This is a genomic window from Clostridium sp. NSJ-49 (assembly GCF_014287725.1).
GTDB lineage: Bacteria > Bacillota > Clostridia > Clostridiales > Clostridiaceae > Clostridium > Clostridium disporicum_B.
Window position 1 is genome coordinate 1 of the sequence record NZ_JACOOP010000064.1, and the last position, 17630, is coordinate 17630.

Consider the following 17630-nt stretch of genomic DNA (forward strand, 5'->3'; position numbering starts at 1 on the left):
GTATATGCTATTAGTTTTATCCAAAGGAGCAAAAATGATACTGAAAAATTTGAGTGATATAAAAAATCTTGGCCATAAAGGCCTTGATATATAAGGGTTAAGAAATATGATTAACCCTATTAAAAATAATATATAAAAGTGGTGAATTTATAGATGGAATTAATATCACCGCTGATGAAGTCTACTCTAGAATTGAAGAAGAATTACCAACTACATCAATGCCTTCTGTACAAGATGCATGTGATTTATATGATAAACTTATCAGTGAGGGATATACCCATGCCTATTATTCTTCCAATCTCTTCTGGTTTATCAGGAACTATAAACAGCTTTAGATTAGCTAGTGAACAATATGATGATAAAATAACTTCATTTATCTTTGACACAAAAATTCTCTCTATGGCCGTTGGATTAATAGTAATAGAAGTTGGAAAAATGATTAACAATGGAGAAAGTTTCGATACAATCTGTAAGACTATCCCTACCCTTAGAGAAAAAGTTAATATGTACTTTACTGTGGATACCCTAGAGTATTTAATTAAAGGTGGGCGAATAGGAAAAGTAACCGGTGGTATTGGAGAAATGCTTAACTTAAAGCCTATAATAACTATGGCCGATGACGGTAGCTATACTAATTTTGCAAAAGTTAGGGGATCAAAGCAAGCATTTAATAAACTAGTAAAACTTGCAACAGAAATCCTTGACCGTGGCAAGGGAAGAGTAATAATTATGACTGGTACAATGCATAAAGAGGCCGAAGAGTTAAAAGCTATACTTGAAAAACATCCAAACACAACATTTATGCACTGTGGAACCATAACTCCTGCAGTAGGCATACACTCTGGTCCTAGACTTCTAGCCGTTGCTGTTATGGAAGAATAGAAATAAATTGTTCGCTAAGCTCACAGGTGAAAGGTCGACTGCATAGAGTCCAAAAGTGCCTACGGCAGTCCAAAGGATTTACTTCGTAAATGTCCAAAAGCTTTTTTAACTCTAAGTTATTACTCTTGGTTATTGTAAATCTTTTGGCCGTCACAAAGTGACCTTTTGGACTTTGACGAAGTCAAACTTTTGCCCAAAGTGCTTCGCACTTTATTTCTATTACTCCCATTCATTCCATACTTCTGGTTTATATCCTACTGTTGCTTGTTTTCCATTTCTAACTATAGGAGTGACATATACTGAAGGATTTTTAAATAATATTTCTTCTCTCATATCTGCAGTTCTTATTTTATCTAAATTTAACTTTTTATAATCTTTTGCTGATTTATTTATTAAATTTTCTAGTCCAACAGAATTTTTAACACTAGATAATTCACCTTTACTTAATGATTTTTCTTTTAAATCTATAAACTGAAAATTAATTCTTCGTTCTTTAAAATATCTTTCTGCTTTTTTAGTATCAAAGCATTTCTTAGTTCCAAATATCTGTATATTCATTTTTACACCTACCTATCTTTTTATAAGGAAACTCACTACTCATATACATTCGTAGGAGTAAGTTCATTTTAGTAAATCAAAGATTTAGAAATTCACTTACAGTATATCTTAAATTGATTTATTATCCAATTATTTTTTACTAATAATAATATTTATTATGGAAAAAATATATTATATATTTATATGATAGGTTGTGATAATTATGAAGATATTAAAATTTATGTTAATTTTCATACCAATTAGTATAGTTGGTAAGTTTATGAATTTTTCTCCATCTATTATGTTTATTTTAGCTGCATTATCAATAATTCCTTTAGCAGGACTTATGGGTGAAGGCACTGAAGAAATATCCTTTTACTCTGGCCCTAAAATTGGTGGATTCTTAAATGCTACCTTTGGTAACGCAACAGAGCTTATAATATCTTTTTTTGCCCTTAAAGAAGGTTTATTTGAAGTTGTTAAATCTTCAATATCTGGAGCTATAATAGGAAATATTCTTCTTGTTCTTGGTGCTAGTATGTTTGCTGGTGGCTTAAAGCATAAGGTTCAAAAATTTAATATAAATGTTGTAGAAACTACTTCTAGTATGCTACTTTTTGCTGTAATAGGTTTATGTATACCAGCTGTTTTTACTCATACTTTAAATCAATCATTATTAAATACTCGTTATGAAGGTCTAACTTTAGTAGTTGCAATAATTATGTTCATATTGTATCTATGCAGTTTATTCTTTTCTTTTTTTACTCATAAAGATTTATATTCCGTGACATACGAAGAAGAAGGAAAAGCTAAATGGTCATTAAAAAAAGCTATTATCGTGTTAGTAGTAGCTACTATATTAATTGCCATTGAAAGTGAATTTTTAGTAAGTGGAGTTGAAGATATTACATCCAAATTAGGTTTAAGTGAATTTTTTGTAGGTATAATATTAATCCCTATTATAGGTAATGCGGCTGAGCATACTACAGCTATTACAATGGCATTAAAAGATAAGATGGATGTGGCTCTTGAGATAGCCCTAGGTTCTAGTTTACAAGTTATACTATTCGTTGCTCCTATACTTATATTTTTAAGTCTATTATTTACACCAATGAGCATAATTTTTAACCAATTTGAACTTGTTGCTTTAATAGTATCAGTTCTTATTGCAAACAAAGTTGCAGGAGATGGTCAATCAAATTGGCTTGAAGGTGCACAATTAATGGCTGTATACCTTATAATTGCTGCAGGTTTCTTTATTATATAATTAAAAACTGCAATAAAATTGGCATATTAAATAGCTTTTTTAGCTTATTTAATATGCCATCATTTTTTAATAATTATTTTTTTCTTCTGAATTAAAAACTTTGGATAGGTCTATACCTAACTCTCTACAAGCTTCTTCTAGGCTACAACCCATTTCATCTACATATTTGGCTACATACGAATTCAAATCAATTTGTGCATATGTGCATTCCATCCCTATTCCTCCTAACCTTTAATTATTATTACTTATATAAAACTATTATTAAACTATTTTATGTATGTCTTACAAATTTTTACACCGATATAACTTGTCCTATTATTATATATTATTTTTTCTTAAAATTCTATATTTTTTAATTTTTCTGTCAATTTATTTATATAAAAAAACAAGAAGCTAAAAATTAGCTTCTTGTTTTTAACTATGTAAATTTTACTCTTGAACTTGTTTCTTTTGCTGCAATCCCAACTAATATTCCTGTTGGAATAGCAGTTATAAATAATATTGGTAATATTGCAGCTAGTGCAACATTATTATATAAGAACGTAATAACTATTATTTGTCCTATATTATGAAATACAGCACTTATAATAGAAATTCCTATCATCGATTGCTTTGTGAACTTCTTCATAAAGATAATCGCTAAACTACTTAATAGTACTCCACCACTTGATATCCAAAAAGTACTTGTTAAGAATGTTCCTCTTAATAGAGATCCCAATAATACTCTCATAGAGTTAACTAAAATAAGTTCTTTTACATCAAAAAGTTCCATAGTTACTAAAGCAATAATATTTGCAAGTCCTAGCTTTGCTCCATATGGCAATGGTACTGCTATCATACTTTCAAATACCTGTAGCGCTATAGCCATAGATGTAAGCAATGCTAAGTAAATAAGTCGCTTAGTCTTACTCATCAAACTGGCCTTCCATTCCAACCATTACTTCATTAGGTAAGCATAGTATCGGTAAATATCCATCACTGTCTACCCAGCCCATAGCTGAACAAACATGGTTTGGACACTCTTCATCGGTAATTCTAAACTTACCATCCTTAACCTCTACTACAAGCTCTCCATAACTACCTTGAATAGTATATCTTCCATCCACTTTAGGATCTAGTCTTTCAACAACTGTATTGCCGTGTATAACTTCTATAGAAGGTCCTTTAGGTCTCATAAGTGTATATCCTATCCAAATTATAAGACTTATTCCTATGATTATAGTAATTAACTTTATGTCTTTTTTACTTAGCATAAACTTCACCCTTTGTTTTTTATTATACTATTTAGATTCTAAAGCAGATTTTACAGCATCAATAATTGCAGTTGATGTTACTGTAGCACCTGAAACTACTTCAACATCAGCTGAGTTAGCTTCTACTATTTTACCTGGAAGCTCTTCTATAGCTTTTGATCCGATTCCTTGAGTTTCGCTATCTCCTGTTGCAGTAACAGCTGTGATTTTATCTCCATCAACTGTAACTTCTACAGTAACTTCTCCACCGAAACCTTCAGCTTTTCCAGTTAACTTTTCTCCTGATTCTTTGCTTCCGCATCCTACTAATAATGTTGCTGCTAATAATGTAGCTGCTATAACTCTTAATTTCATAATCGAGTCCATCCCTTCCACTTATATTTACATTAATATTATTAATGTAAAGTTAATTTATTGTCAATGCTTTTTAATTAAAGAAAATTATGAATTTATTTTTAAATAAAATTCATAATCAACGCAGACAAGCTATAGCCTTATTTCCATTGTAAATCTCCACAAACCATTTAGCTATTTCTTACATTTATAGAATTAAATTAATAAATTTCACAAAAATCAGTAATTCAAATCGACATTATACAATAATTTTTTTACACGTATTACTTTAACATATTTTAATTTAACTTTCAAATATGTGTATAATTTGTTAATATTAATTTAAAACTGATAAAAGAGCTAACGTTTTCGCTAGCTCTTTTCTAATTAAACTAATGCTTTTCTAATAAAACTATTCTTTTCTAACTCAAATGGAACTTTAACTTTACATATCATTCCTGGATGTGGACATCCACCTATTTCCTCTCCAGCTTCATTAAACAATACATCAACTGTAAAAGATTCACCAGTAATTTCTGGTGATAATATTTCTACAATGTCACCTTTTACAAATTTATTTCTTTGTCTACACGTAGCTAATCCAGTTTCTTTATCATAGTCTAATACAAGCGCTACTACATCATACTCTCTTACGTGATTGTTTGTATCAAATATAAGCCCTTCTTCCATAGGTTCATTAAAGAAAAATCCAGTATGGTATCTTCTATGAGCTACCTTATACATTTCATCTAATAAATACTTTGGTAATTTATAGTTTTCAGGATCTTCAAAATATAAATCTATAGCTTTTCTATACGCATTTACAACTATAGCTACATAATATTCACTCTTATTTCTTCCTTCTATCTTTAATGATGATATCCCTGCCTTCATAAGCTCTGGAATATGCTCTATCATGCATAAATCCTTAGAGTTCATTATATATGTTCCATATTGATCCTCTTCTATAGGGAAGTATTCATTTGGTCTTTTTTCTTCAACTAATGAATATTTCCATCTACAGCTTTGTGCACATGCTCCTCTATTTGAATCTCTTCCAGCCATATAGCTTGAAAGTAAGCATCTTCCTGAATAAGAAATGCACATTGCCCCATGAACAAATACTTCTAGTTCTAAATCTTCAGGAATATTTTCACGTACTTCAATTATATCTTTTAAAGAGCATTCTCTTCCTAAAACTACTCTCTCTGCTCCCATCTTATGCCACATATTACATGCTTCATAATTTACAGTATTAGCTTGTGTACTTATATGTATAGGTAATTTAGTATATTTTTGAACAAGAGAGAATACTCCTAGGTCTGATACTAAAACTGCATCTATCCCTACTTCCTCCAGCTTCTTTAAATGCTCTGCAAGTTTTTCTAAATCTGAATTTCTTGGCATTATGTTAACAGTACAGTACATCTTCTTTCCATACTCTCTAGCTATCTTCACACCTTCTGCCATTTCCTCATAAGAGAAGTTTTGTGCAGCAGCTCTTAGTGAAAAAGATTGCCCTCCAAAATAAACTGCATCAGCACCATATTGAAATGCTATCTTTAATTTTTCTAAACTCCCAGCAGGAGCTAATAATTCAGGTTTCTTATACTTAGTCATCTTCTATCTTCCTCTGTTTTTAATATTTATGAATTTATTATTACTCATTTATTAATATTAAACAATAGTTTTTTAACCCTAAGTAAATTCTTTTCACCTTTGCGAAATAAATATTTCACTTAACACAGTTACTTTTCCTTATTCACATAGTGAATCTTTTCACCTAACATCCGGTTACTTTTCCCATTAGCTCCAGCTAACTATTAACTATCTCTCCTCCGTTTACGTGAATAGTTTGACCTGTTATATATGATGCATTTTCAGAAGCTAAAAATACATAAGCACCTGCACACTCTACCGGTTGCCCTGCTCTTCCCATAGCAACATTTTGACCAAAGGATGCTACTTCCGTCTTAGTAAATGATGCTGGTATAAGAGGAGTCCATATTGGTCCTGGTGCAACTTCATTTACTCTTATATTTTTCTTTGCTTTTGCTAGTTCTATGGCAAGTGATCTTGTAAGTGCAGTAATAGCTCCTTTTGTCATGGAATAATCAACAAGCTTTTCATTTCCCTTAAATGCTACCACTGAAGCTGTATTAATTATGCAAGATCCTGAAGTCATATGTTTTAATGACTCTCTTGTCATATAAAAAGTTCCATATATATTAGTTTTCATAGTTTTATCAAACTGCTCATCTGTTATATCTTTAAAATCTTTATCTTCATATTGAACTGCTGCGTTGTTAACTAATATATCAATTTTTCCATACTCTTTAATTGTTGTTTCTACAACATTTTTACAAAACTCTACCTCACTAATATCTCCAGAAATTATTGTACATCTCCTACCATTTTCCTCAACTAATTTCTTAGTTTCTTCAGCATCTCTATGCTCATTGAAATATACAATAACTATATCTGCACCTTGTTTTGCATAAGCTATTGAAACAGCTCTCCCTATTCCACTATCTCCACCTGTAATTATTGCTACTTTACCATTTAAAGTATCACCTTTTTTATTATAGCTAGGATGGTCAAATATAGGCCTTGGGTTCATTTCACACTCAAATCCTGGTTGATGTTTTTGCTCTTGCATAGGAAAAGATTTTGGAAATTCCATATCTATGCCTCCTTAATTTATTAATTGTCATAGATTAGTATTCCCAAAATCTTTATTGTAATTTATATTCACTTTTTAAGATGATGAACTTGCTGTAGCTGCTGATGCTGCTGCAGCTGAAGAAATTAAAACTGCTGTTTGCATAGCTATAGACACAGTTAATGCAATATTATTAGTATTAATTATAATATTTTCTTTTATGTTATTATCTAAAGTATCTAGATAATCAATTGAAACTAATGTTGCAGAAATCATATTTCTAAAATTACTTCCTAAAGCAAAGTTCCCAAATCCTTTTTCTTTCTTTAAATTCATACTTACATCTGCAATATTCATAGCAAAATCTTCTTTATTATCAGCTAAAAAAGTTATTATTCCAAGCATTGGTATAAAGTAATCTTTTAAAGGAACATTCTTCTCTTTCATAATTGAGTTCATTGCTAATACTTCGTCACACTTTTGTATTGAAGGTAAATTTATTAAAGACAAAATATGTGATAAGGATTGAATATTATTACTATAAGAAATCCTATTGTCCTTTAAATACTGATAGCTTTCTTCTATCTCATTAAAGGTTTCTTCTAAATTAGCTGAAGTTGTAGCTATTATTGCTGCATTTGCAATATCTTCTTGACCAGTTAAAAATCTATGATGCTTTTTCATATAGTCATATGCTACTCTAGTATTTCTTACTGAATCATCAACATTAACTCTATACCTTGCATTAAATATTACCTGTGCTGCCATAACTAAATATTCATTAGTAAAAAATTCATCCTTTAACTTATCATAAATAGATATAATTTCCTTTAAGCTATATTCCATATCATCTTCAAATGAAATTGTTATTGCAGTGGTTAACTTATTAATCCCTCTAAAATTTGAAAACATAGAAGTATTTTTCTTAATTATATCTAATGCCAAATTGATTCTATCTGTATCTACTCTTTGGTTTTTCATTGTACAAGTTAATGCACTACTCTTTATTTGAAATCCATACATTCCCCATGAACCTTTTACATCCTCTAAAGCTTTATTATTTTCTAAAAACAAATTAATTTTCTCATTCATAATTCTCACCCCATAATCTTCCTTTAATTTATTATAAGTTATTTTATAACTCTTTTCAAGATAATTTTTACCATTTGTTCAGATGTATATTTTTTTATATTTTCCTTAGCTTTTGTTATTCTTATATTCTTCTTATTCCACTTTTCAAAAATCCTTATATATATTTCTTTTTTTGTTTTTATATTGTTTTATTAGAGTAACAGAAGTGATACTACTACTCGTATCACTTCTGTTACTATTACTAGTATCACAACCGTTACTACTGGTATTTAATTTAGTTTCAATAGTATCACTTGAGTTACTACTACTCATATCACTTCTGTTACTATTACTAGTATCACTACCGTTACTACTGATATTTAATTTAATTTCAATAGTATCACTTGAGTTACTACTACTCGTATCACTTCTGTTACTATTACTAGTATCACTACCGTTACTACTGATATTTAATTTAATTTCAATAGTATCACTTAAGTTACTACTGATATTTAAAATCATATTACTTACCCTTATAAAACCATAATTACATTTAATAATAATTACACTTACTTTCATATTTAATTTCTTAATATATAATTACTTTAACACCCTATTGTTTGCTGAATATTTGTCTGATATTTGTTTAAAATTTATTTTATTTGTTTTATTTGCTTTATTTTATTATCTTCTTCGCACCATTATAAGTAGCTATAAAATATCCACCATATATAGATACAACAGCTATCATAGTATATAAAATATATTTAAGCATATTTGCATTTCCAAAGATAGAAACTATATCACCTGATACTTTTAAGCCAACTATAGAATGTACTATTGCAAGTGATAAAGGTACCATAAAGTAAATTCCTATTTGATAAAATAATGATCTTTTTATCATTTTATCATCTACCCCTATTTTCTTTAATAGTTCGTACCTATAACTATTATCTGCTGATTCACATAATTGCTGCAACGCAAGAACTGCTGCTGATGTAATTAAAAACACTATTCCTATATAAATAGCTAAGTATGATATCATTGCCCCTAATCCTATAGAGTTATCTCTTAATTCATTCTTAGTCATTCCATAAACAGGAACTTTCCCTACTCTATCAACTGATCTTAGATTATTATTTATAAAATTTTCTGCCTCTTCTTCACTGCAATTAAATTTAATATTTAAATTTGTCATTGAAACTTCTAATCCATTAACTAAGCTATCATTTACTACAAATGTACATAAATTATTTTTCATTGTTGAATTATACGTAGTTACTTCCATAACTTCATAGTTAGCAGGCTTTAATTCATTTCCATTTACAATTACATTTTTTCCTCTATCCATAGCTTCTTGAATATACTTTATTAAATCTGGTATATCTCCAAAAGCATAATATTCATTTTCTTCTAAAGCTATCTCTTCTTTACCTAACATTCTCATAACTGAATTAAAATCACTTAACTTTATTGCTTTGATTTTATCATCTACAAAAATAGGATAATTATTTTTATTTTTTTCCATAGCCTCTTGAGAAATAAACTTACTATAAGTAGTTTCTGTATTATAGTTTGTATATTGAGACCTTTCCTCTATTATAGGGTCAAGGCCACCATATTGTTCATTTATAACTCCTATTATATTATCTGTATCATAACTCCAAAAACTAGCATCAAACTGAGTTAAGTCATCTAAATCTTTATTCATTGCTTTAGTAATTCCAAGTCCTCCTGAAAATGTACATATAGCTACAAATAACATTAAACATATAAAACTCATAGAAATAAAAGTTGTATTAATCTTGCTGTTTATTTGTCTTAAAACAAACATATTTAAATCATTTAAATAATGCTTTTTGTTTGCTTGTAAAATTTTTAGTAAAAATCCTGATAATGAAAAGAAAAATAAAAATGTTCCTACAAATCCAAGTATTATTGGAACTATATTAAATACTACAGCTACCCCAGCTTTTAATACCATATAATAAGCAATTCCTATCATAGTGATACTAATTAAAAATACTACTACTGATATCCATATATTCTTTACTTTTAAATTTTCATTTTTTCTTGCTCCATTTAACAAATCTATTAATTGTACTTTTCTAACAGCATATGAGTTAAATATAAGTACAACTAAGTAAATAAGTCCAAAACATATAATAGTTCTAATAAATGCATCCTTTGAAAATATAAAAGTAAACTTTGTAATATCTGTTTTAAATAATTTTGCTGTAAAAACTGATATTCCTTGTGATAATAAAACTCCACATACCAAGCCTATACCTAAAGATATTACCCCTATTAACATAGTCTCAACAAATATTATTCTTGAAAGACTTTTATTTTCCATACCTAAAGTCATATATATTCCAAATTCTTTTTTTCTTCTTTTTATCAAATAATTATTTGCATAAACTATTAAAAATCCTAAAATAAAAGATATAAATACTGATGCTATACCTATTACAGAATTAGTAAGTTCAAAGGCATTAGCTTGTAGTCCACTTAACTCCATCATTACACCTTGTGATTTAATAGAATTAAATGTATAAAATATGCAAACACCAAATACTAATGTTAGAAAATATATTGTATAGTCCTTTAAGCTCTTTTTTATATTTTTAGCTGCTAATTTAAAATACATCTCTTTGGTCACCTCCAAGAAGAGTTACAACTTCAATTATCTTATTGAAAAACTCCTTTCTTGAATCATTTCCACGAATTAGCTCATTAAAGATTTTTCCGTCTTTTATAAATAGAATTCTACTAGCATAGCTAGCTGTAAAGGCATCATGAGTTACCATCATAATAGTTGCCCCTAATTCTTTATTTAAATGTTCTAGACTTTCAAGTAGCATCTTTGCTGACTTAGAATCTAATGCCCCTGTTGGTTCATCAGCAAGTACTATCTCAGGCTTTGTGATTATAGCTCTAGCAGATGCTACTCTTTGCTTTTGCCCTCCTGATATTTCATAAGGATATTTATTTAATATGTCTGAAATATTAAGCTTATCTGCAACTTCTTTAACTCTCTCATCTATTTCTCTATGATTTAACCTTTGAATAGTCAATGCTAATGCTATATTTTCATAAGCAGTTAATGTATCTAAAAGATTAAAGTCTTGAAATATAAAACCTAACCTTTCTCTTCTAAACTTAGCAATATTTTTAGAATTCAATTTTGTAATATCTTTATCAGCTATCTTTATATGACCACTAGTTACTTTATCTATGGTTGATATACAATTTAAAAGAGTTGTCTTCCCACTTCCTGAAGGCCCCATTACTCCTATAAATTCCCCATTTTCTACTGCAAAGCTTATATTATCAATGGCTTTAGTTATATTACCTCTTTTACCATAATACTTTTCTATATTTTCTACTTTTAAAACTTCTCTGTTCATCTTTACCTCCAACATATGATTTAGTCCATATATAAATCATATATCCTTAAAAAGCTTCTAACCATAGAACAATATAACACTAACCTTACATTTTTGTTATATAAGCAGATATTTCAAATTTTCAATTTGGAATATCTGCTTACTCCTATGTAACATAGTGTAATAGTAGTTTCCTTATTATTAACATTGATTTAGATATTTAAAAGATGCTGTATATGATTTAATTATAAAGTCATATATAACATCTTTTATTTAATATCTCTTAAAATTTCATCAAATTATTTATAGGAAAAATAATTGAAACCTTAGTTCCAACCAGTTCTTCTGATTCTAATTTAATCCCTAATCCAAGTTTAATACAAAGCTTTTTACATAAATATAAACCTATTCCTGTAGATTTGCCAAATATTCTTCCATTCTCTCCCGTATATCCTTTTTCAAAAACCTTAACTCTATCTTTTTCATTAATTCCAATCCCATTGTCACATATATTTAATATTACATCCTCATTAAATTTCTCACAATAAACCTTAAGCTCACTCTCTTTTTTATTCATATATTTAATAGAATTGCTAATTATCTGATTTAATATAAACTCTATCCATTTGCTATCACAATAAACTTTTTTATCTACATCATAAATATTTATTTTTATTCGTTTAGCAATTAATGTATTAGCATTTTTTCTTATAACATTATTTATAGAATCACTTAAATTAATCTCTTTAATAATATAATCCTTTTCCAAAACATTACTTCTTGTATAATAAAGAGATTGTTCTATATAATCCTCAACCCTTCCTAGCTCTTCTCCGATACTTCGAGTTATTTTTGAATCATTGTTTTCAATAAGTAATTTACAGGTCGCTATAGGCGTTTTTATCTCATGAACCCACATTTCTATATACTCTCTATATTCATCAATACTTAGCTTATATTTAGATATTTCATCATTCATAGATTTATTAGCTTGATCTATTATATTATGAATAAGTTTACCTTCAAGAAAATCACTTTCAGCAACTACCTCAGAAAGTAAATATTTTTTATCTAAGGATTGTAAATCTTTTTCTATTTCATCATAATATCTTTTCTTCCTAAAAAATTCATAAAAATGGAATATCAATATACCAATTAAATTGATAATAAAAATAAATACTATAGCATACATATCTACCTTAAGAGATATTAAAAGCACTGCCGTAAAAATAAGAATTACTATATTTAAAGCAATAAATAATATTCTCTCCTTAAAAAAATCTACTATATTCATATCAATATATACCCTTGCCCTCTCTTAGTTTGTAAATATCCTTCTGCTCCTATTTCTTCTAACTTCTTTCTTAATCTATTTATATTTACAGTAAGAGTATTATCATCTACAAACTCATTAGACTGCCAAAGGCTTTTCATTATATCATCTCTTGAAACTATTTTTTCTTTATTTTTAATAAGAGTATATAGTATCCTACTTTCATTTTTAGTTAACTCAATTGTGCTACCTTCATATTCAGCTTCACTTGTAGATAAGTTATATTTTAAATTTTTAAATTGATAAACTTCACTTTCATTTTTGCTATAACTACGTCTTAAAAGTGATGATATCCTTGCTAAAAGTATCTGAGTGTTATAAGGTTTTGTTACAAAATCATCTGCCCCTAGATTCATACTCATAAGCTCATCTATCTCACTATCTCTACTTGTAACAACTATAATAGGAAGGTTAGATTTTTTTCTTATCTCCCTACAAATATAATATCCATCATAATAAGGAAGATTTATATCTAAAAGCACTAAACTAGGAATAGCTTTTAAAATATCTTCCACAATATTTTTAAAATCATTAGAAAACTCCGTTTCATATCCATATCTATTTAACAAAGTAATTAATTCTTCTCTTATTTTATCTTCGTCTTCAACTATAAAAATTTTATTACTCATTTATTCCTCCAAAAAATTATTTATTATTAATTATTCTCTCTAATCTACCTACGTAAACTTATGCTAAATCACAATCATTAAATTCTAGACAATAATAAAACTCCACTTCAGCTTATTACCATATTATTGTAAAGTATTATATTTGTCTATAACACTACTATATAGATATCTATATTTAATATATAATAATTTATATATTAAATTAGGAGGTATAACTATGAACTTTAAAGATAAAGTATGTGTAATAACTGGCGGTGCTAATGGAATTGGTAGATGTATCGTAGAAGAATTCATAAAAGCTGGTACAAAAGTTGCTATTATTGATACTGATAAAATTTCTGGAAATAATCTTATAAAAAAATTCGGTGAAGAAAATCTCTTCTTCTATTATGGAGATATAACAGAAGAAAATACTCTTAATGATTTCGTTAATAAGACTATTGAAAAATTTAAAAATATAGATTACTTAATAAACAATGCTTGCATAAGTAGAAAAGGTATTTTATCAGACTGCTCCTTTAATGATTTTAACTATGTTTTAAAACTAGGAGTAACTGCACCTTACATGCTAAGTAAATTATTTTTAAACTACTTTAATCCTAAAGCTTCTATAGTTAATATTTCTTCTACAAGAGCTTACATGTCTCAAGCAGATACAGAAAGCTATACTGCAGCAAAAGGTGGGATAAGTGCATTAACTCATGGCCTTAGTATAAGTTTAGCTGGAAAAGTTAGAGTAAATTCTATAAGTCCAGGATGGATTGATACAGGTGCATATCAACATAGTGAAAATTATAAACCACAATATTCTATCGGAGATACTTCACAGCATCCATCAGGACGTGTTGGTGAACCTCTAGATATAGCTAATATGGTTTTATTCCTTTGCAGTGATAAGGCCGGTTTTATTACAGGCGAAAATATAACTATCGACGGTGGTATGACTAAGCAAATGATATACCATGATGATTGTGGTTGGACATATATAAAATAATTCTTTAATAATTAAAACCTAGTGATTATACAAAATTTAAAATCTTATAATCACTAGGCTTTTATTTAATTTCCTTTTATTCTTCTAAACCTTCAATTATGGCTTTTATTTGTAAATTAATTAAAAGCATCTTTTCTTTATTTACCTTGCATACTTTTCTATCATAAGTATATAGACCATTAATTTCATCTTCGACATCACTTACCTGAGTATAAACACAACCGCTTAAGCCGTCTTTTATAGCTGGTATAATCATCTTTTCATACATATTTATAATGCTATCACTTAATTCTTCACTATTCTCACAGCTTCCATATCCATAAGTATTGTATTTACTATAAACATGTCCAGGTACACAATAAGAATATCCTCCACATTCAGATACAAATAAAGGTCTCTTTGTTTTTGGTAATTTTATAGTTTTAAAGTAAATATGAAGACTATCTACATCACTCTTTTCCTGTGCGAACCATCCTGAAGTAGAATCTATAAACCTAGTAGTATCTTCTCCTTTAACTATATCATATAGCTTATCGCTATCAAATTGACCCCACCCCTCATTAAATATAGTATATCCAATTATACATGGGTGATTATATAGATGTTTTATAGTGTCTTTACTATGTTTTATAAATATCTCTCTTCCCTCTTTTGTACCTCTTCCCTTATCATCTCTCTTTACAAATCCTAAACTTGGCAGCGCTGTATCTCTTATAAAAGAGTATCCTCCATTGTTAACCATATCTTGCACTACTAACATTCCATGCTTGTCACAATAATAGTAAAAGCACTCTGGCTCAATCTTAATATGTTTCCTTAACATATTAAAACCTAATTCCTTCATTTTTAATATATCATTTTCAAAGCCTTTTTCTGACGGTGGTAAAAAAATACCATCACAATAATATCCTTGGTCAAGCACACCATGTAAAAATACTGGTTTTTCATTTACACAAATTCGTTCACTTCCATTTACATTTCTAATCGATACTGTTCTTAATGCAAAATAGGATTCTACTAAATCATTCCCAGCCCTTATATTAAACCTGTACAAGTATGGATTGTCTACGGTCCATAAAATAGGATTATATTTATTATTACTTGGCAATACAATATTATCTAAATCTATCCTAACTTTTCTGTCTTTAGATTTTAATATATGTGTATATCCATCAAGAAAAACATTTATCTCATATTCATCTGCATTTGTATCTACTTCGAGATTTACTCCTGTCATATCAGGTATTATCTTTATATTTTTTATATAATTCTTAGGAACACTTTCAATCCATACGCTTTGCCATATTCCACTGACGGGGGTATACCACATACCTTCTCTTTTCTTGCATTGCTTTCCATATGGATATTTTTTTGATAATGTATCTATAGCTTTTACAACTAATTTATTTTCTTCATTTTCATTTAAAGCTTCAGTAACATCTATTGCAAATGGTAGGTATCCCCCTTCATGAGTGGCTAGCTTTTTACCATTCATCCATACTTCTACAACCTGATCTACAGCTCCAAAATTTAATAATACTTTATCCTTTTTAAAGCTGCTTGGCAGTTTAAAGTATTTTACATATGTTAACTCACCTTTATATATTCCTCTATATCCTGATAAATCTGATTCTGGTGGAAATGGTACTTCAATATCTTCACCATTTAATTTCCAAAGTCCATTTAATGAAAAATAAGAATCTCTCTTCATTTGTGGTCGTGGATATTCACTCCATCCAATTTTTTCTTCACTTTTAAGTTTCCAATGCCCTTCTCTCATCAATTTAAAAATTCTATATAATACTAAAAATAAAATTATAGCTACAATAAAAGCTGCTAAATAAATTCTGTTATCTGGTATAAAAGACTCCGTTCCATCATTATTTATTATTACATTTGCATTATGCAACACCATAGCCCCAATTGCAGGGCCTATTATTCCCGGAATAAGTACTTGTCCAAAAATACGTAAACCTTGAAATAAACCTGCCTTATCTTCTGGAATATTATCTTTTATCATTGCTCCAAAGCATGCCATTCCAGTTAAATATCCAGTCATCATTAATAAAGATCCAATAAAAACTAAAGTTGTGGCTTTAGTAAAAAATAATATTACATACCCTATCATTAAAATTGATATTGATGGCATTACTGACTTTTTAAACCCAATTTTATCGTAAACCTTTCCATAAAAAGCTGTAATTATAGCTGCTATTATAATTGCAGGAGCCATTATCATAACGTAATTATCCATACCAAGAGCTTTTTCATAATATAAAATTAGATATGGCATAAAAATATTTATAGAAATTCCAAAGATAGCAAATGCTCCAACTATTGAATATAACAGAACATTCTCCTTTATAACTGATAATCTAAAACTATAAATCACATTAGCCCAATAATTGTTAGTATCTTCTGACTTTATAGTAACATCCTTTATTAATATAAAACCTAATAAACCTATTATTGTAACACTAACACCTATTATTAAATATATTGTTGTCCAACTAGACGGTATATCTAAGTCAAATGCCATAAATCCATCAAAAACAACTAATATAGATATAAGTGGCATCATAGAATTAATTCCTTCTATTTTCCCTCTATTACTATCATCTCCAGAATCAATAAGCCATGCATTAAAACAAGCATCATTAGCTGATGATCCGAAGAAAGTCATAATACAATCTAATACTATAACTAATAAAATTCCTAAAGATGCCGCAGCAGTAGTACTTCCTACCATAGGTGTTAATATATCCATTCTAATAAATGCAAATGCAAGAATTGATATTCCCCACATAAGATACCCAGTACAAATAAATATCTTTCGTTTTCCAATCTTATCTGATAAAGCTCCAATAAATAGAGTTGTTATAGTTGCAGCCACTGCACTAGCTCCAACCATAAGCGAAATATCTGCTGCTGATGCATTAAACATCTTATAAATAAAAACATTTAAATACATATTTTCTACTACCCAAGCAATTTGTCCCATGAGACTAAAAATCACAAGAGTTATCCAAAATTTATTTCCTAATTTATTTTTCATAAAGTCCCCCTTTATCCTATTTACGATCTGTTAAGTTATATGAACATTGCTCTTCTCAACCCAAGGAAATACAATAGGTTTGCAAGACTAAATAATACCCCCTTCGAAAAGGAGAGAAGAACAATGAGCAAAACTAATATAAAATGCCCACGCTGTAATTCTGATAAACTATACAAGTTTGGTATGAATAAGCAGGCTAAACAAAAGTATCAATGTAAGCAGTGT

General features: G+C 28.7%; 19 protein-coding genes. 5 read left to right on the forward strand and 14 right to left on the reverse strand.

Features of this window, described 5'->3' with window-relative positions; translation table 11 throughout:
* Window positions 1-164 precede the first annotated feature (164 nt).
* Together H8S10_RS18300 and H8S10_RS16095 are read left to right on the forward strand one after the other, a co-directional pair.
* Entirely contained in the window at window positions 165-335 is a 171-nt protein-coding gene (locus H8S10_RS18300) for a hypothetical protein (protein ID WP_347707685.1), read from the forward strand.
* A complete protein-coding gene (locus tag H8S10_RS16095) occupies window positions 280-882 on the forward strand; it encodes a DegV family protein (protein WP_279287227.1) in 603 nt (200 codons plus the stop codon). Before H8S10_RS18300 ends, H8S10_RS16095 begins: the two co-directional genes overlap by 56 nt.
* A gap of 219 nt (window positions 883-1101) precedes the next feature.
* On the opposite strand, the gene H8S10_RS16100 is transcribed toward H8S10_RS16095, so the two are convergent.
* On the reverse strand, window positions 1102-1440 hold the full coding sequence (locus tag H8S10_RS16100; RefSeq protein WP_055263636.1) for an arsenate reductase family protein: 339 nt from the start codon (window positions 1438-1440) through the stop codon (window positions 1102-1104).
* A gap of 202 nt (window positions 1441-1642) precedes the next feature.
* Between H8S10_RS16100 and cax the strand changes: the two genes are divergently transcribed.
* Entirely contained in the window at window positions 1643-2686 is a 1044-nt protein-coding gene (gene cax / locus H8S10_RS16105; RefSeq protein ID WP_055263638.1) for a calcium/proton exchanger, read from the forward strand.
* A 66-nt stretch (window positions 2687-2752) separates the two neighbouring features.
* Here cax and H8S10_RS16110 read toward each other — a convergent pair whose 3' ends face one another.
* The 12 genes from H8S10_RS16110 to H8S10_RS16165 form a co-directional block, all read right to left on the reverse strand.
* Window positions 2753-2899, reverse strand: a complete 147-nt coding sequence (locus H8S10_RS16110; RefSeq protein WP_172675732.1) for a hypothetical protein — start codon at window positions 2897-2899, stop codon at window positions 2753-2755.
* A 205-nt stretch (window positions 2900-3104) separates the two neighbouring features.
* Window positions 3105-3599 carry a Gx transporter family protein gene (locus H8S10_RS16115; RefSeq protein ID WP_055263641.1) on the reverse strand — a complete coding sequence of 165 codons (495 nt, stop codon included), beginning with the start codon at window positions 3597-3599 and terminating at the stop codon, window positions 3105-3107.
* Entirely contained in the window at window positions 3592-3939 is a 348-nt protein-coding gene (locus tag H8S10_RS16120; RefSeq protein ID WP_055263643.1) for a NusG domain II-containing protein, read from the reverse strand. Before H8S10_RS16120 ends, H8S10_RS16115 begins: the two co-directional genes overlap by 8 nt.
* Window positions 3940-3966: 27 nt before the next feature.
* Complete coding sequence (locus H8S10_RS16125) at window positions 3967-4293, reverse strand: FMN-binding protein (RefSeq protein ID WP_055263645.1); 327 nt, start codon at window positions 4291-4293, stop codon at window positions 3967-3969.
* A gap of 366 nt (window positions 4294-4659) precedes the next feature.
* The gene (locus H8S10_RS16130; protein WP_186839557.1) at window positions 4660-5892 is read right to left on the reverse strand and encodes a U32 family peptidase; all 1233 of its coding nucleotides are present in this window, start codon (window positions 5890-5892) and stop codon (window positions 4660-4662) included.
* A gap of 196 nt (window positions 5893-6088) precedes the next feature.
* Window positions 6089-6955 (reverse strand): SDR family oxidoreductase, encoded by an 867-nt coding sequence (locus H8S10_RS16135; RefSeq protein WP_186839558.1) that lies wholly within the window; start codon window positions 6953-6955, stop codon window positions 6089-6091.
* Window positions 6956-7030: 75 nt separating this feature from the next.
* Window positions 7031-8026 carry a DUF4003 family protein gene (locus H8S10_RS16140; protein WP_207731913.1) on the reverse strand — a complete coding sequence of 332 codons (996 nt, stop codon included), beginning with the start codon at window positions 8024-8026 and terminating at the stop codon, window positions 7031-7033.
* Between the two features lie 144 nt (window positions 8027-8170).
* A complete protein-coding gene (locus H8S10_RS16145) occupies window positions 8171-8527 on the reverse strand; it encodes a hypothetical protein (protein WP_186839559.1) in 357 nt (118 codons plus the stop codon).
* A gap of 154 nt (window positions 8528-8681) precedes the next feature.
* On the reverse strand, window positions 8682-10655 hold the full coding sequence (locus H8S10_RS16150; protein WP_186839560.1) for an FtsX-like permease family protein: 1974 nt from the start codon (window positions 10653-10655) through the stop codon (window positions 8682-8684).
* Window positions 10645-11415, reverse strand: a complete 771-nt coding sequence (locus H8S10_RS16155) for an ABC transporter ATP-binding protein (RefSeq protein ID WP_055263653.1) — start codon at window positions 11413-11415, stop codon at window positions 10645-10647. The genes H8S10_RS16150 and H8S10_RS16155 overlap by 11 nt, the downstream gene beginning before the upstream one ends.
* 262 nt (window positions 11416-11677) lie before the next feature.
* Window positions 11678-12688 carry a sensor histidine kinase gene (locus tag H8S10_RS16160; RefSeq protein ID WP_186839561.1) on the reverse strand — a complete coding sequence of 337 codons (1011 nt, stop codon included), beginning with the start codon at window positions 12686-12688 and terminating at the stop codon, window positions 11678-11680.
* On the reverse strand, window positions 12685-13356 hold the full coding sequence (locus H8S10_RS16165; protein WP_055263657.1) for a response regulator transcription factor: 672 nt from the start codon (window positions 13354-13356) through the stop codon (window positions 12685-12687). Before H8S10_RS16165 ends, H8S10_RS16160 begins: the two co-directional genes overlap by 4 nt.
* 217 nt (window positions 13357-13573) lie before the next feature.
* On the opposite strand from H8S10_RS16165, the gene H8S10_RS16170 reads away from it, so the two are divergent.
* Entirely contained in the window at window positions 13574-14350 is a 777-nt protein-coding gene (locus H8S10_RS16170) for an SDR family oxidoreductase (RefSeq protein ID WP_186839562.1), read from the forward strand.
* A 76-nt stretch (window positions 14351-14426) separates the two neighbouring features.
* Here the strand turns inward: H8S10_RS16170 and H8S10_RS16175 are convergent, their stop codons facing one another.
* Complete coding sequence (locus H8S10_RS16175) at window positions 14427-17405, reverse strand: MFS transporter (protein ID WP_186839563.1); 2979 nt, start codon at window positions 17403-17405, stop codon at window positions 14427-14429.
* 123 nt (window positions 17406-17528) lie between these two features.
* Between H8S10_RS16175 and H8S10_RS16180 the strand changes: the two genes are divergently transcribed.
* Window positions 17529-17630 (forward strand): IS1 family transposase (locus H8S10_RS16180; RefSeq protein ID WP_347707662.1); only part of this gene is annotated, 102 nt, incomplete at its 3' end.

Bases quoted from the DNA above. Each gene is read 5' to 3' on its own strand.
- H8S10_RS16095 (WP_279287227.1), top strand. From the start codon at position 280: ATGCCTATTATTCTTCCAATCTCTTCTGGTTTATCAGGAACTATAAAC.
- H8S10_RS16100 (WP_055263636.1), bottom strand. From the start codon at position 1,440: ATGAATATACAGATATTTGGAACTAAGAAATGCTTTGATACTAAAAAA.
- cax (WP_055263638.1), top strand. From the start codon at position 1,643: ATGAAGATATTAAAATTTATGTTAATTTTCATACCAATTAGTATAGTT.
- H8S10_RS16110 (WP_172675732.1), bottom strand. From the start codon at position 2,899: ATGGAATGCACATATGCACAAATTGATTTGAATTCGTATGTAGCCAAA.
- H8S10_RS16115 (WP_055263641.1), bottom strand. From the start codon at position 3,599: ATGAGTAAGACTAAGCGACTTATTTACTTAGCATTGCTTACATCTATG.
- H8S10_RS16120 (WP_055263643.1), bottom strand. From the start codon at position 3,939: ATGCTAAGTAAAAAAGACATAAAGTTAATTACTATAATCATAGGAATA.
- H8S10_RS16125 (WP_055263645.1), bottom strand. From the start codon at position 4,293: ATGAAATTAAGAGTTATAGCAGCTACATTATTAGCAGCAACATTATTA.
- H8S10_RS16130 (WP_186839557.1), bottom strand. From the start codon at position 5,892: ATGACTAAGTATAAGAAACCTGAATTATTAGCTCCTGCTGGGAGTTTA.
- H8S10_RS16135 (WP_186839558.1), bottom strand. From the start codon at position 6,955: ATGGAATTTCCAAAATCTTTTCCTATGCAAGAGCAAAAACATCAACCA.
- H8S10_RS16140 (WP_207731913.1), bottom strand. From the start codon at position 8,026: ATGAATGAGAAAATTAATTTGTTTTTAGAAAATAATAAAGCTTTAGAG.
- H8S10_RS16145 (WP_186839559.1), bottom strand. From the start codon at position 8,527: ATGATTTTAAATATCAGTAGTAACTTAAGTGATACTATTGAAATTAAA.
- H8S10_RS16150 (WP_186839560.1), bottom strand. From the start codon at position 10,655: ATGTATTTTAAATTAGCAGCTAAAAATATAAAAAAGAGCTTAAAGGAC.
- H8S10_RS16155 (WP_055263653.1), bottom strand. From the start codon at position 11,415: ATGAACAGAGAAGTTTTAAAAGTAGAAAATATAGAAAAGTATTATGGT.
- H8S10_RS16160 (WP_186839561.1), bottom strand. From the start codon at position 12,688: ATGAATATAGTAGATTTTTTTAAGGAGAGAATATTATTTATTGCTTTA.
- H8S10_RS16165 (WP_055263657.1), bottom strand. From the start codon at position 13,356: ATGAGTAATAAAATTTTTATAGTTGAAGACGAAGATAAAATAAGAGAA.
- H8S10_RS16170 (WP_186839562.1), top strand. From the start codon at position 13,574: ATGAACTTTAAAGATAAAGTATGTGTAATAACTGGCGGTGCTAATGGA.
- H8S10_RS16175 (WP_186839563.1), bottom strand. From the start codon at position 17,405: ATGAAAAATAAATTAGGAAATAAATTTTGGATAACTCTTGTGATTTTT.